Here is a 12,611-nt window from a genome sequence, read left to right on the forward strand (position 1 = left end):
GCCGGTGCTCAGTCGGAGTGCGAACGATGCTCCGAGACCCCGTGGTGGCGGTCGAGCCGGTTCATGATCCGCACGTAGATGCCGATGATGATCAGGTAGGCGATCAGCGTGCCTTGGGCAAAAATGTAGAATCCGAGCGGAAAGCCCATGAAACTCATTGTGTTGAGTTCGCTCGCGTAGTACCCGGCGACAAAGGTGCCGACGAACCAGATGGTCAGCAGGGTGGCGGTAAGCCATAGGTTGCGCCGCCAGTACAGGCGGTGACGAGCAGTCAGTTCCATGTGTCCACTGTTACAAGTTCATGGCCGATAGAGGTTGGACCCGGGCTGTACCAGCCTGAGCCCGGTGACGGGATGCACCGGCTGCGCCGTGCGCAGCGGTCGGCCCATTGCGGATGAACTATTGCCCGGCACGTTCCCGCAGCAAGCGGGCCTGCATCTCGCCCGCAACCACTTCGTGCCCGCCGGCGGCAATCACGAATTCGCTCTCGCCCGCGCAGATCGCCTTCAGTCGTGCTTCAAAGCCATCCATCCCGGCCATCGGCACGCGCGCCGAAATCACCGTCCAGCCGCTGGCGGGGCTGTCGGTGGCGGTCAGGTGACCGCGTCGGCCGGCAAGCTCGGCACTGACTTCGCCGAAGCGCTCGTCGGCCACCTTGACCGTGACGTCGAGCATCGGCTCCAGAATCTGCGGGCGGGCGGCGAGCACGGCTTCGATCAGGGCGTGACGCGCGGCGGTCACGAATGACACCTCGTTCGAGTCCACCGCATGATGTTTGCCATCGGTGACGACAACCCGCAGGTCGTGGATCGGATAGCCGGCGAGCGCGCCCTCGGTCAATGCCTGGCGCACGCCTTTTTCCACCGCCGGCATGAAGTGGGTGGGAATCGCGCCGCCTTTCACCTCGTCGGCGAGTTGCAGCCCCTCGCCGCGCCCGAGCGGCTCCACGCGCAATGCGACCTCGCCGAACTGGCCGGCACCTCCGCTCTGCTTCTTGTGCCGGTAGCGCGCTTCCGCGGTGACCGAAATGGTCTCGCGATAGGGGATGGCCGGCGGCGCGGTGTCGAGTTCGAGGTTCCAGCGGCTGGCAAGCTGATCGAGCACGATCTTCAGATGCTGTTCGCCCAGACCGCGGACCACGGTCTGGCGGCCGCGGGTGTCGTAGCTGACCTCGAGGCAGGGGTCCTCGTCGGTCAGTCGCACCAGGGCCTCTGCCAGCTTGTGCTCGTCGGCCGGCTTGCGCGCGATCAGCGAGAGGCCGAACACCGGCTGCGGATAGGTGGGTGAAACCAGATGGAAGTGGTCCTCGTCGTGCGAATCGTGCAAGACGGCGTCGCGGTGCAGGTCGTCAACCCGCGATACGGCGCACAGGTCGCCCGGTACCGCGAGCGGCGTTTCCACCGTATTGCGCCCCTGCAGACGCAGCAGATGGGTCACCTTGAATGCCTTGCGCGCGTCGCCGATGAAAAGTGCGCTGTTGGGGGTGATCTGCCCCTGATGGACGCGAAACAGTGCGAGTTTGCCCCGGTAGGGATCGTTGCTGATCTGGAACACGTGGGCAACGGCGTGGCGAGCCGGATCCGGGCTGAGTGCCACCGGCGCCGCGCCAGCGCCTTCGCCCTTGAGGAAGACGGGTGGATTGCCCTCGGTCGGGTCGGGCATCAGGCGTCCGAGGATGTCGAGCAATTCGCGGATGCCGGCGCCGGTGCGTGCCGACACGAAGCACACCGGAATCAGGTGTCCGTCACGCAGTGCCTGCTCGAACGGCGCGTGCAGTTGTTCCGGGTCGAGCGAATCGCCTTGCTCGAGATAGCGCGCCATCAGCGCCTCGTCGAGTTCGACCACCTGATCGACGATCGCGTCGTGTGCCGTGTCCGGATTCGAGAACGCGGTCGCGGTGGCCGCATCGGGGGCGAAAAAACAATCGACGACCTTGCTGCCGTCTGCGGCAGGCAGGTTCACCGGCAGGCATTCGCGGCCGAACTCGGCAACGATCGCTTCGGTCAGCGCGGCGCAGTCGGCGCTGGCCGCATCGATCTTGTTCACCACGATCAGGCGGCACTTGCCCTTCGCTGCGGCCATCATCCGCCGGGTCCCGCTCTCGATGCCGGCCGCGGCATTGATCACGATTGCAGCCGTTTCCACCGCGGGCAGGGTGGCCAGCGCGCGACCGGCCAGATCCGGCAGCCCCGGGGTGTCGAGCAGGTTGATCCAGTGCCCCGCCCATTCGAGGTGGGTCAGGGTGGCCGCAAGCGAGTGCCCCATCGCCTTTTCCTGTGGATCATGGTCGGAGACCGTATCGCCCCGTTCCACGCTGCCGCTGCTGGTGATGGCGCCGGCAGCGGCGAGGAGGGCTTCGAGCAGCGTGGTCTTGCCGCTACCGGTATGGCCGAACAGGCTGAGGTTGCGGATATCGTGGACCGAGTTCGGTGTCATTGCACTCTCTCCGGGGTTTGGTGGCTCAAGTTTCCACCTGTGCCAGCCGCTTGGCAATGCGCTGGATCAACCGTGGCCGGCACCTGCGGCAGCCGCCGACGCCTTTGCAGCGGTGCCGAAGTGCTTATTCCGGAACCATTGCGGCGATCCGCGGTAAAAGAATGAAAGCATGCTCGCATGCAATAACAGATTCGCTCAGGGAATCCTTGCCATGACCGCCAGACCCGCTCCTGCCGTTATCACCGGCGACGTCGATCACCACGCTCGTGCGGCACCCGACGTACTGCAGCAACTGGAGGTCAGCCGGCACGAGGGGCTGAATTCGGATGAGTTCGTCCACCGCCAGTCCCGCTACGGTCCCAATTCCTTGCCGCCACCGCGCCGGCGTGGTCCGTGGATGCGTTTTCTGCTGCAGTTCCACAACGTGCTGATCTACGTGCTGCTGGCGGCCGGAGTGGTGACGGCCCTGCTCGGGCATGCGATCGACTCCGGAGTGATCTTCGGTGTGGTGCTGATCAACGCGATCATCGGTTTCCTGCAGGAGGGCAAGGCCGAACGGGCGCTCGACGCGATCCGCGACATGCTCTCGCTCCACGCCCAGGTGCTGCGCGACGGCAGGCGCCAGGAGGTGATGGCGGACACCTTGGTGCCGGGCGACATCGTCTTTCTCGCCTCGGGGGACAAGGTGCCGGCCGACCTGCGCCTGGTGGACGTGCGCAGCCTGCGGATCGAGGAGGCGGCGCTCACTGGAGAGTCGCTGGCGGTCGAGAAGCGGACCGAGCCGGTGGATGCCGACGCTGCGCTGGGCGACCGGACCTGCATGGCGTACTCCGGCACCCTGGTGGTCTATGGCCAGGGCACCGGGGTGGTGGTCGCCACCGCAGAAGCTACCGAAATCGGTCGCATCAGCGCGATGCTCAACGCGGTGGAAGAGCTCACCACGCCGTTGTTGCGCCAGTTGGCCGGATTCGGCCGGATACTGACCTGGGCCATTCTGGCCATTTCCACGATTACCTATGTGTTCGGCGTGGTGGTGCGTGGCTACCCGTCGGGCGAGATGTTCCTCGCCGCGGTCGGGCTGGCGGTTGCAGCCATACCCGAAGGTCTGCCGGCAATCATGACGATCACGCTGGCGATCGGAGTGCAGGCCATGGCGCGACGCAATGCGATCATCCGCCGGCTGCCGGCGGTCGAGGCGCTTGGCTCGGTGACGGTGATCTGCTCCGACAAGACCGGCACGCTCACGCGCAATGAGATGACCGTGCAGCGGGTGATGACCGCTGAGGGGGCCCTGGCGGTTTCCGGGGCGGGGTATGCACCGCATGGGGGCTTCAGTCGTGATGAGCATGAGCTCGAGGTGAGCGAATGTCCGGGTCTGGAAGATATCGGCCGTGCCGCGCTGCTGTGTAACGACGCCACGCTGACGCTCGAGAATGAAGTGTGGACGCTGGTCGGCGATCCCACCGAGGGGGCTCTGCTCACGCTGGCGGCCAAGGCCGGACTCGATGCCGGCTTCGAGCGGGAGTCACTGCCGCGTGTCGATGTGATTCCGTTCGAGTCCGAGCACCGCTTCATGGCCACGCTTCATCACGATCACCGGCGGGGTGGCCTGATCCTGCTCAAGGGGGCGCCCGAGCGGGTGCTGGACCTGTGCGCGACCCAGCGTGAAGGCGGTCAGGAAGGTCCCCTGCAGGTGGCCGACTGGCAGGCCGGGATGGACGCTGCCGCCACAGAGGGTATGCGCCTGCTCGCCATCGCCGAGCGCTACGGCGTGGACGGTCTGAGCGCGCTGGATTTCGACGATATCGAGCGCGGCGGCTTCACCCTGCTGGGGGTGCTCGCGCTCTCCGATCCGCCGCGCGAGGAGTCGGTGAAGGCGGTGGCGAACTGTCTGTCGGCCGGCATCCGGGTCAAGATGATCACCGGCGATCATGTGGCCACCGCACGCGCGATCGGCCAGCAGCTGGGGCTTGCGCCCGCGGTGAAGGCAATGACCGGGGCCGAGGTCGAGATGCTCGACGACGCCCAGCTTGCCCGCGTGGTCGGCGAGGTCCACATCTTTGCCCGCGCCAGTCCCGAGCACAAGCTGCGCCTGGTGAAGGCGCTGCAGGCGCAGGGCGAGGTGGTGGCGATGACCGGCGACGGCGTCAATGATGCGCCCGCGCTCAAGCGCGCCGACGTCGGCGTGGCCATGGGCCTGAAAGGCACCGAGGCGGCCAAGGAGGCGGCCGAAATGGTGCTCGCCGACGACAATTTCGCCTCGGTGGCGGCCGCAGTGGAAGAGGGGCGGCGGGTGTACGACAATCTGAAGAAGGCAATCGTGTTCATCCTGCCGACCAATATCGGCCAGGGCTGCATGGTGTTGCTGGCCGTGCTGTTCGGCCTGACCATGCCGATCACGCCGGCGCAGATCCTGTGGGTGAACATGATCACCGCGGTCACGCTGTCGCTAGCGCTCGCCTTCGAGGCGCCCGAGCGCGACATCATGCGGCGACCGCCGCGCGACCCGGCCGAACCGCTGCTGACCCGATTTCTCGCCTGGCGCATCGTGTTCGTCGGCCTGCTGCTGGTGGCCGGCGGTATGGGGCTGTTCCTGTGGGAGCTTGAACGCGGGGCGAGCCTGGAGGCGGCGCGCACCGCCACCGTCAATGCGATCCTCATCGGCGAGGTGTTCTACCTGTTCAATGTGCGCAGCTTCTCCGGGTCCATCCTCAATGTCGAGGGCTTCTTCGGCAACCGCTACGTGCTGCTCGCGATTGCCTTGTTGCTCGTGTGCCAGGCACTGTTCACCTATCTGCCGGCGATGCACGGCCTGTTCGGTACCGAGGCGCTGGGGCCCGACGTGTGCTTGCGTATCCTTGCTTTTGGCGTGGCCGTGCTGCTATTGGTCGAGGCCGAGAAGTGCTTGCTGCGCGGCCTTGAAAGTCGCGCGGTTCAAGCGTAAGCGGGGGCAGGCGGGAAATGATCGAAGTGCTTCAAGCCGGGGGCACGATGCCGTGTTCGCCCTGTTTCTGATCATCTCGGCACTGGCAGGCGCGGTCGCAGCGCGTATGCGCCAACCGGTGCTGATCGCCTGCATCGTTGATTTCGGTGACGGCGAGGATCCGGTCTTTCTTGAGACCCTGCCGCTCCGGCACGCACCTTGGGTGATCACCACCTTTCCGCAGTGGGAGTCGAACCGTGCATTCCTGCACGCCTTGCGTCAGGCGGGTTTTGGCGGCAAGGTGGCCGGGGTGGTGCGCGACGAGGCGCATGGCGACGCGATGGACGCTGCCGGTGTCGAGCGGGTGTTGAACCCCTTCAACGATGCGGCCGATCATGCCGCCCGGACCTTTGCCGCCGAGCTTGCGGCGGCGCGCCACAACGAGACGAGGGAGGACGTGAAATGAGCCCGATTCGGACCCTGCTTGCCGCAAGCGACCTTTCCGCGCATGCCCGTCACGCGGTTGCGCGCGCGGCGCTGGTGGCCTCCGACGTCGGCGCCCGGCTGGCGCTCACCCATGTGGTGAGCGGCGGGGGGCTCGACGTCCTGCGCCATCTGTTCGATGGCGGTACCGGCGATATCGGCGAACGCCTGCTCGACGAGGTGCGGGGCGAAGTTCGCGAACTCGCAGACGAGATCGGTGCCCGTTATCCGGTGGGTATCGACGTTCACCTTGCCGTGGGCTCGGTGCTGTCGGAGCTGTGCTCGCATGCGGACGCGATCGATGCCGACCTGCTCGTGCTCGGTGCACGGGGCGGCAGCCCGATGCGCGAATGGGTGTTGGGCTCGACCACCGAACGCTTGCTGCGCAAGAGCCGGCGGCCAATGCTGGTGGTCAAGCAGATGGCACACGAGAGTTACCGACGGGTGCTGGTGCCGGTCGACTTCTCGGCGCGCTCGCTCGATGCGCTGCGGATTGCCCGTGCCGTTGCGCCGCTGGCCGATCTGATCCTGGTGCACGCCTTCGAGGTGCCGTTCGAGGGCAAGCTGCGTTACGCTGGGGTCGACGAGAGTGCGCTGACCGCCCTGCGCGTGACCGCCAAGCGCGAAGCCGTAGAGAAGATGAATGCACTGGTCCATGCGGCGGGGCTGAGCGGTGCGCCGCTGCGCCGTATCGTGCTGCATGGCGACGCACCGACGATATTGCTGACCCAGGAGCAGGAGCAGGACTGCGATCTGATCGTGATCGGCAAGCGTGGACTGGGGATGCTGGAAGAGAGGTTGCTGGGCAGCGTCACCAAGCACATTCTCACCCAGTCGGTGGGCGATGTTCTGGTGACCGACCGCGAGTATTCCTGAGTTCGCAGCGGGCGATCCGGTCCGATGCCCTGTCGTGGAGGGCGGTCCATGCCACCGTATGGTGGATTGTTCCGCAAGCGGTTGGGCTTCTGTACGCGCGCGCCTTACACTTCCGGTTTCGCCACGCGTCGTTGCGCCTGCTGGAGCCATCAAAAAATGAGAACCGAACACGCCCCCACGATACAACGTGCCGATTATCGGCCCTTGCCCTGGACGGTCGAGCGCATCGACCTCCATTTTCGCCTCGATCCGACCGCCACCGTCGTCACCAACCGCATGGTGTGCGTACGCACCGCGGATGGCGGTGACGGCCCGATCAAGCTGTGGGGCGAGGGGCTGGAGCGATTGTCGCTGACCGTCGATGGTGTCGTCCCGCACGCGGGCAGTCTGCGCGAAGGGGGCGATGTGCTCGAAATCGATGCGTCTGGCGAGCAGGTGGTGCTCGAGATCGTGACCCGGATCGACCCCCGGGCCAATACCACACTCTCCGGGCTGTACCTGTCGAATGGCGGATTCTTCACCCAGTGCGAGGCCGAGGGCTTTCGCCGGATCACCTATTTTCCCGATCGTCCCGACGTGATGGCGCGCTATACCGTCACCCTCGATGCCGATCGCGCAACCTGCCCGGTGCTGCTGTCCAACGGCAACCTGCTGGCCCAGGGCGACTTGCCGGAGGGGCGCCACTTCGCCAAGTGGGAGGATCCCTTCCTGAAACCCTCGTACCTGTTCGCGCTCGTTGCGGCAAAGCTGGAGGTGCTCGAACGTGAAGTCGAAACCGCGTCCGGGCGCAAGGTGCTGCTGCAGGTCTGGGTCGAAGCGGGCAACCTCGACCGTTGCGGGCACGCGATGGACTCGCTGGTGCACTCGATGCGCTGGGACGAACAGGTGTTTGGCCTCGAACTCGATCTCGACCGGTTCATGATCGTCGCGGTGTCGGACTTCAACATGGGAGCGATGGAGAACAAGGGCCTCAACATCTTCAACACCAAGTTCGTGCTCGCCAAACCGGACACCGCGACCGACATCGATTACGAGAACGTCGAGAGCGTGGTCGCCCACGAGTACTTCCACAACTGGACCGGCAACCGCGTGACCTGCCGCGACTGGTTCCAGCTAACCCTAAAAGAAGGCCTCACCGTGTTCCGCGACCAGCAGTTCTCGGCCGACATGCTCGCGCGCGCTGCCGGGCCGGCGGGGGCGGCCTCGGCGCGGGCGGTCAAGCGCATCGATGACGTACGCGTGTTGCGCGCCGCGCAGTTTCCGGAGGACGGCGGGCCGATGGCACATCCGATCCGGCCCGACAGCTACCAGGAGATCAACAATTTCTACACCGCCACGGTGTACGAGAAGGGCGCGGAGGTCATCCGCATGCTGCACACCCTGCTCGGGCCGGAGGGTTTCCGCAACGGCATGGATCTGTATTTCAGCTATTTCGATGGCCGTGCGGTGACCTGCGACGACTTCGTCGATGCAATGGCGGAAGCCAATGGTCGCGACCTCGATCAGTTCATGCGCTGGTATGGCCAGGCCGGCACGCCGCGGCTGCAGGCGGCCGGGGTGTGGGACGGCGCCGCCGGCTGCTATACCCTGACGCTGAGTCAGCACACGCCGCCCACGCCGGGTCAGGACGAGAAGCTGCCGCTGGTGATCCCGGTGGCGCTCGGCCTGATCGGGCCGGATGGGCGTGACTGCCCGCTGCAACTCGACGGTGAGCCGCAACCTGGTGCCACCACCCGCGTGCTGGCGCTCAGGGACACCGAGCACACATTCACGTTTGTCGGGCTCGCCGCCGAACCGGTGCCTTCGCTGTTGCGCGGGTTCTCGGCGCCGGTGATCCTCGAACTGGAAGAAGATGATGCCCGGCTGGCATTCCGCATGGCGCACGACGCCGATCCGTTCAACCGCTGGGATGCCGCGCAGCGTTACAGCGAGCGGATTGTGCTCGCGCTGGCGTCGGGGATTGCCGATGCGGTGCCGTCGGCCTTTGTCGGGGCCTTCCGTACGCTGCTCAACGATGACACGCTGGACCCCGCCTTCCGCGCCCAGGCTCTGGCACTGCCGGCCGAGGGCTATCTCCTCGAACGCATGGCACCGGCCGATCCGGCTGCCTTGCGCCGGGCGTTGGTGGCGTTGATGCACGACCTGGGTCAGGTGCTGGGCGAGGATCTGCGCACGGTCTGCGACACGATGCAGGTGGGGGGCGCCTATCGCTACCATCCGGCCGACGCCGGGCGGCGTGCGCTCGCCAACCTCGCGCTGCGCTACCTCACCGCGGCCGGCGATGCTCAGGGCCTGGCCCTTGCGCAGACCCGGTTCGAAGCCGCCGGCAACATGACCGAGCGGTTCGGTGCGCTTGCCGCGCTGGTGCAGAGCACCAGCCCCGCCCGCGAGGCGGCGCTGGCCGCGTTCCACCAGCGTTATCGCGATGATGCGCTGGTGCTGGACAAGTGGTTTGCATTGCAGGCCGGGGCCTGGCAGTGGAGCGAGGCGGCCGTACCGACCGTGGAGCGGGTGCGGATGCTGATGGCCGACCCGGCCTTCAGCCTGTCCAATCCGAACAAGGTCTATGCCTTGCTCGGGACCTTCTTCCGTGCCAATCCGGGCGAGTTCCATGCCGCGGACGGCAGCGGCCATGCGTTCTGGGCGGACCAGGTGATCGCTCTCGATGTCCGAAATCCGCAGGTGGCTTCGCGCATGGCGCGCGCGCTGGAGAACTGGCGGCGTTATACGCCCGCACTCCAGGCCAGCATCCGCCCGCATCTGGAACGCATACTGGCGGCCGAGGGACTGTCGGCGGATGTCGCCGAGGTGGTCGGCAAGGCCTTGGGCTGAGTGCTCCGCGCGATGCTTGCCGGACCTCCGCCGCGGAGGGACCGGCAAGCCGGCGTTCAGGTTTCGAGGTCGCCGGCGATGTAGTTCGACAGATGCTGGATGGTTGCCTCGTGTTCGCTGACGATGCGCTTGACCATGTCGCCGATGGTGACGATACCGACGATCTTGCCGTCATCGATGACCGGCAGATGGCGGAAACGTTTCTCGGTCATGGTCTGCATGACTTCGTCCACGGTATTGGACGGTGTTACCGTGAATGGGTGTGCGGTCATCAGTTCGCGGACCTTCACGTCACGCGACACCAGCCCCTTCAGGACGACCTTGCGCGCATAGTCGCGCTCGGTGAAGATACCGACCAGCTGGTCGCCTTCAGTCACGAGGACCGCGCCGATATCGAACTCGGCCATGACCTTCAGCGCATCGAACACCGAATTGTCCGGCGCCACGGACATGGCCTTGTTGCCTTTTTCCGCAAGTATCTGTCCTACTGTTGTCGTCATCCCTGTACCCCTCGTCGGTTTCGGTTGCATGGTCCGCCCGCGGCGGGCGGTGTTCTTTTCAATAGCTTGGAATGATCCGGCGCAGGATGCAAGCGTGGGCGAACCCTGATCCCGGTCGCCCGTTCAGATCTCCAGATTGTCGATCAACCGCGTCCGGCCCAGGCGGGCGGCGGCCAGCACGACCAGCGGGTCATCGGCGTGAATCGGCGGCTGGAGGTCGGCCCGCCGGCGGATGGCGATATAGTCCGGCTGCCAGCCGCGGGCGCACAGCTCGTCCATGGCGTCGGTCTCGAGCTTGAGAAAGTCGTGGTCGCCCGCGCCAACCGCAGCGGCGATGCGCGTGAGCAGGCGGTACAGCAAGGGCGCCTCGTTGCGCTCGGCCTCCGACAGATAGCCGTTGCGCGACGACAGCGCGAGTCCGTCGGGCGCACGCACGGTCTCGCCTGGCAGCACCTCCACCGGCAGCGCCAGCTCGCGCACCATGTTCGACAGCACCATCAACTGCTGATAGTCCTTCTTGCCGAACAGCGCGACGTCGGGTTGCACGATGTTCAGCAGCTTGAGTACCACGGTGGCCACGCCACGGAAATGGCCGGGACGAAACTCCCCGTCGAGGATGGAGACCTGCGCCGGCGCGGGATCGACGTGATAGCGCTGCGGTTCCGGGTACATCACCGACTCGTCCGGCGCGAACAGGTGCCCGACGCCGGCAGCTTCGAGCTTTTCGCAGTCGGCCTGCAGGGTGCGCGGGTACTTGTCGAAGTCCTCGCTCGGGCCGAACTGCAGACGGTTGACGAAGATGCTGGAGATCACGCAGTCGGCGTGTTCGCCCGCCTGGCGCATCAGCGCGATATGGCCGTCATGCAGGTTGCCCATGGTGGGTACCAGGGCGACCCGGCCGGCGGTGGCGCGCGCCTTGCGCAAGCTCTCGATCGAGTGATGAATCTGCATGGTGACGGATCTCTTGATTCGGCAAGCCTGGCGGCTCAGTAACAGTGTTCCGGCGCCGGGAAGCTGCCGTCCTTGACTGCGGCGACATAGGCGGCAACTGCGGCGTCGATGCTGGCGGCGCCGGTCATGAAATTGCGCACGAAACGCGCGGTCTTGCCCGGATACACGCCGAGGAGGTCGTGCAGCACCAGGACCTGGCCGTCACAGGATGGCCCGGCACCGATGCCGATGGTGGCCATCGAGCCCAGACTGACCGTGATCTCCGCGGCCACCGTGGCCGGCACCATTTCCATCACCATCAAGGCTGCCCCGGCCTGTTCGAGTGCGAGCGCATCGGACTTCAGGCGTGCGGCCCCGGCCTCGTTGCGCCCCTGGACGCGATAACCGCCCAGTTGGTGCACCGATTGCGGGGTCAGACCGATGTGTGCGCATACCGGAACTCCGCGTTCGACCAGGAAGCGCACCGTTTCGGCCATGAACTCGCCGCCTTCGAGTTTGACCATCTGCGCGCCGGCGGCCATCAGGCGGGCGGCGTTGCGCATCGCCTGTGCCGGGCTCTCGTGGTAGCTGCCGAATGGCATGTCGCTGACGATGAAAGGCCGGTTGCAACCGCGGGCGACGCATTCGGTGTGATACACCATGTGCTCGATGGTGACCGGCAAAGTCGATTTCTGGCCCTGCAGCACGTTACCGAGCGAATCACCCACCAGCGCCACGTCGACGCCACAGCGTTCGATCAGCGCGGCAAAGCTCGCGTCGTAGCAGGTGAGCATGGCGATCTTGCGGCCGTCGGCGCGCATCTTGCCCAACTCGAACAGGGTGATCGGTTTGTTGTCCTGAAGGTAGCTCATTGTTCGCTCCACAGCGGAGGCGGCAGTTTTCACCAAACTGGTGCAATGCACAAGCGGGATCGCCGTGGCGCGCGGAAATCAGCCGGCGTAGCCGAAGAATTCGCGATATCCGCGCATATTGCGCAGGCGATCGATCAGGAGTTCGAAGTCTGCTTCGTTGTCGACCGGGTTGAGTACGCCGGCATCGACGATGAACAGCGGTGCCGCTTCGTACTGGTAGAAAAAACGGGCGTAACGATCGGCCACCCGTTCGAGATAGGCCTCGGTGATGCGACGCTCGGCTTCCATGCCGCGCTTGCGGATACGTTCCACCAGGGTGTCTGCGCGTGCCTGCAGATAGATCACCAGGTCGGGTTTCGGCGGCGCAGGCGGGCTCATCGCATCGAATACGCGCTGGTAAACCACGCGTTCGTCTGCGCTCAGGTTGAGGTCGGCGAACAGCGGATCCTTTTCCAGCAGGAAATCCGCCACGATGCGCTGATCGTCCGTCGTATCGCGTGCCAGCGCGGCGAGCTGGTCGATGCGCTGGAACAGGAAGGACAGTTGGGCCGGCATCGCCCACCGCTCCGGATTCTGATAGAAGCGCGCGAGAAAGGGGTTGGCCTCCGGTTGCTCGAACAGGGTGACCGCCTGCAGGCGCTCCGCTAGGCGGCGCGCCAGCGAGGTCTTGCCCGCGCCGATCGGGCCTTCAACAACGATGTAGCGTGCCTTGTCGAGCATCGTGGGGGTGCCTTGCCGCGGAGAGGGAGTGGGTTTCAG

General features: G+C 65.8%; 10 protein-coding genes. 4 read left to right on the plus strand and 6 right to left on the minus strand.

Going from position 1 to position 12,611, the window contains the following annotated elements; translation table 11 throughout:
* Positions 1–8: 8 nt before the first annotated feature.
* Positions 9–281, minus strand: a complete 273-nt coding sequence (locus tag AC3A35_RS05055; RefSeq protein ID WP_487434827.1) for a DUF4212 domain-containing protein — start codon at positions 279–281, stop codon at positions 9–11.
* Between the two features lie 118 nt (positions 282–399).
* Complete coding sequence (fusA, locus tag AC3A35_RS05060) at positions 400–2,436, minus strand: elongation factor G (protein ID WP_487434828.1); 2,037 nt, start codon at positions 2,434–2,436, stop codon at positions 400–402.
* A gap of 211 nt (positions 2,437–2,647) precedes the next feature.
* On the opposite strand from fusA, the gene AC3A35_RS05065 reads away from it, so the two are divergent.
* From AC3A35_RS05065 to pepN, 4 genes are all read left to right on the plus strand, one after another.
* Positions 2,648–5,380 carry a cation-transporting P-type ATPase gene (locus AC3A35_RS05065; RefSeq protein WP_487434829.1) on the plus strand — a complete coding sequence of 911 codons (2,733 nt, stop codon included), beginning with the start codon at positions 2,648–2,650 and terminating at the stop codon, positions 5,378–5,380.
* 52 nt (positions 5,381–5,432) lie between these two features.
* Complete coding sequence (locus tag AC3A35_RS05070) at positions 5,433–5,825, plus strand: NAD-binding protein (protein ID WP_487434830.1); 393 nt, start codon at positions 5,433–5,435, stop codon at positions 5,823–5,825.
* Positions 5,822–6,718 carry a universal stress protein gene (locus AC3A35_RS05075; RefSeq protein ID WP_487434831.1) on the plus strand — a complete coding sequence of 299 codons (897 nt, stop codon included), beginning with the start codon at positions 5,822–5,824 and terminating at the stop codon, positions 6,716–6,718. The genes AC3A35_RS05070 and AC3A35_RS05075 overlap by 4 nt, the downstream gene beginning before the upstream one ends.
* A gap of 156 nt (positions 6,719–6,874) precedes the next feature.
* Entirely contained in the window at positions 6,875–9,550 is a 2,676-nt protein-coding gene (gene pepN / locus AC3A35_RS05080; RefSeq protein WP_487434832.1) for an aminopeptidase N, read from the plus strand.
* A 56-nt stretch (positions 9,551–9,606) separates the two neighbouring features.
* Here pepN and AC3A35_RS05085 read toward each other — a convergent pair whose 3' ends face one another.
* The 4 genes from AC3A35_RS05085 to AC3A35_RS05100 all read right to left on the minus strand — a co-directional run bounded on the left by AC3A35_RS05085 (position 9,607) and on the right by AC3A35_RS05100 (position 12,572).
* The gene (locus AC3A35_RS05085) at positions 9,607–10,050 is read right to left on the minus strand and encodes a CBS domain-containing protein (protein ID WP_487434833.1); all 444 of its coding nucleotides are present in this window, start codon (positions 10,048–10,050) and stop codon (positions 9,607–9,609) included.
* A 123-nt stretch (positions 10,051–10,173) separates the two neighbouring features.
* Positions 10,174–11,001 carry a pantoate--beta-alanine ligase gene (gene panC / locus AC3A35_RS05090; protein ID WP_487434834.1) on the minus strand — a complete coding sequence of 276 codons (828 nt, stop codon included), beginning with the start codon at positions 10,999–11,001 and terminating at the stop codon, positions 10,174–10,176.
* A gap of 35 nt (positions 11,002–11,036) precedes the next feature.
* Positions 11,037–11,852, minus strand: coding sequence for a 3-methyl-2-oxobutanoate hydroxymethyltransferase (gene panB, locus AC3A35_RS05095; protein ID WP_487434835.1), 816 nt, complete (start codon positions 11,850–11,852; stop codon positions 11,037–11,039).
* A 78-nt stretch (positions 11,853–11,930) separates the two neighbouring features.
* Positions 11,931–12,572, minus strand: a complete 642-nt coding sequence (locus tag AC3A35_RS05100; RefSeq protein ID WP_487434836.1) for a deoxynucleoside kinase — start codon at positions 12,570–12,572, stop codon at positions 11,931–11,933.
* Positions 12,573–12,611: the final 39 nt, after the last annotated feature.

The sequence above is a fragment of the Azoarcus sp. Soil_N_20 genome, from assembly GCF_057656155.1.

Bases quoted from the DNA above. Each gene is read 5' to 3' on its own strand.
- AC3A35_RS05055 (WP_487434827.1), bottom strand. From the start codon at position 281: ATGGAACTGACTGCTCGTCACCGCCTGTACTGGCGGCGCAACCTATGG.
- fusA (WP_487434828.1), bottom strand. From the start codon at position 2,436: ATGACACCGAACTCGGTCCACGATATCCGCAACCTCAGCCTGTTCGGC.
- AC3A35_RS05065 (WP_487434829.1), top strand. From the start codon at position 2,648: ATGACCGCCAGACCCGCTCCTGCCGTTATCACCGGCGACGTCGATCAC.
- AC3A35_RS05075 (WP_487434831.1), top strand. From the start codon at position 5,822: ATGAGCCCGATTCGGACCCTGCTTGCCGCAAGCGACCTTTCCGCGCAT.
- pepN (WP_487434832.1), top strand. From the start codon at position 6,875: ATGAGAACCGAACACGCCCCCACGATACAACGTGCCGATTATCGGCCC.
- AC3A35_RS05085 (WP_487434833.1), bottom strand. From the start codon at position 10,050: ATGACGACAACAGTAGGACAGATACTTGCGGAAAAAGGCAACAAGGCC.
- panC (WP_487434834.1), bottom strand. From the start codon at position 11,001: ATGCAGATTCATCACTCGATCGAGAGCTTGCGCAAGGCGCGCGCCACC.
- panB (WP_487434835.1), bottom strand. From the start codon at position 11,852: ATGAGCTACCTTCAGGACAACAAACCGATCACCCTGTTCGAGTTGGGC.
- AC3A35_RS05100 (WP_487434836.1), bottom strand. From the start codon at position 12,572: ATGCTCGACAAGGCACGCTACATCGTTGTTGAAGGCCCGATCGGCGCG.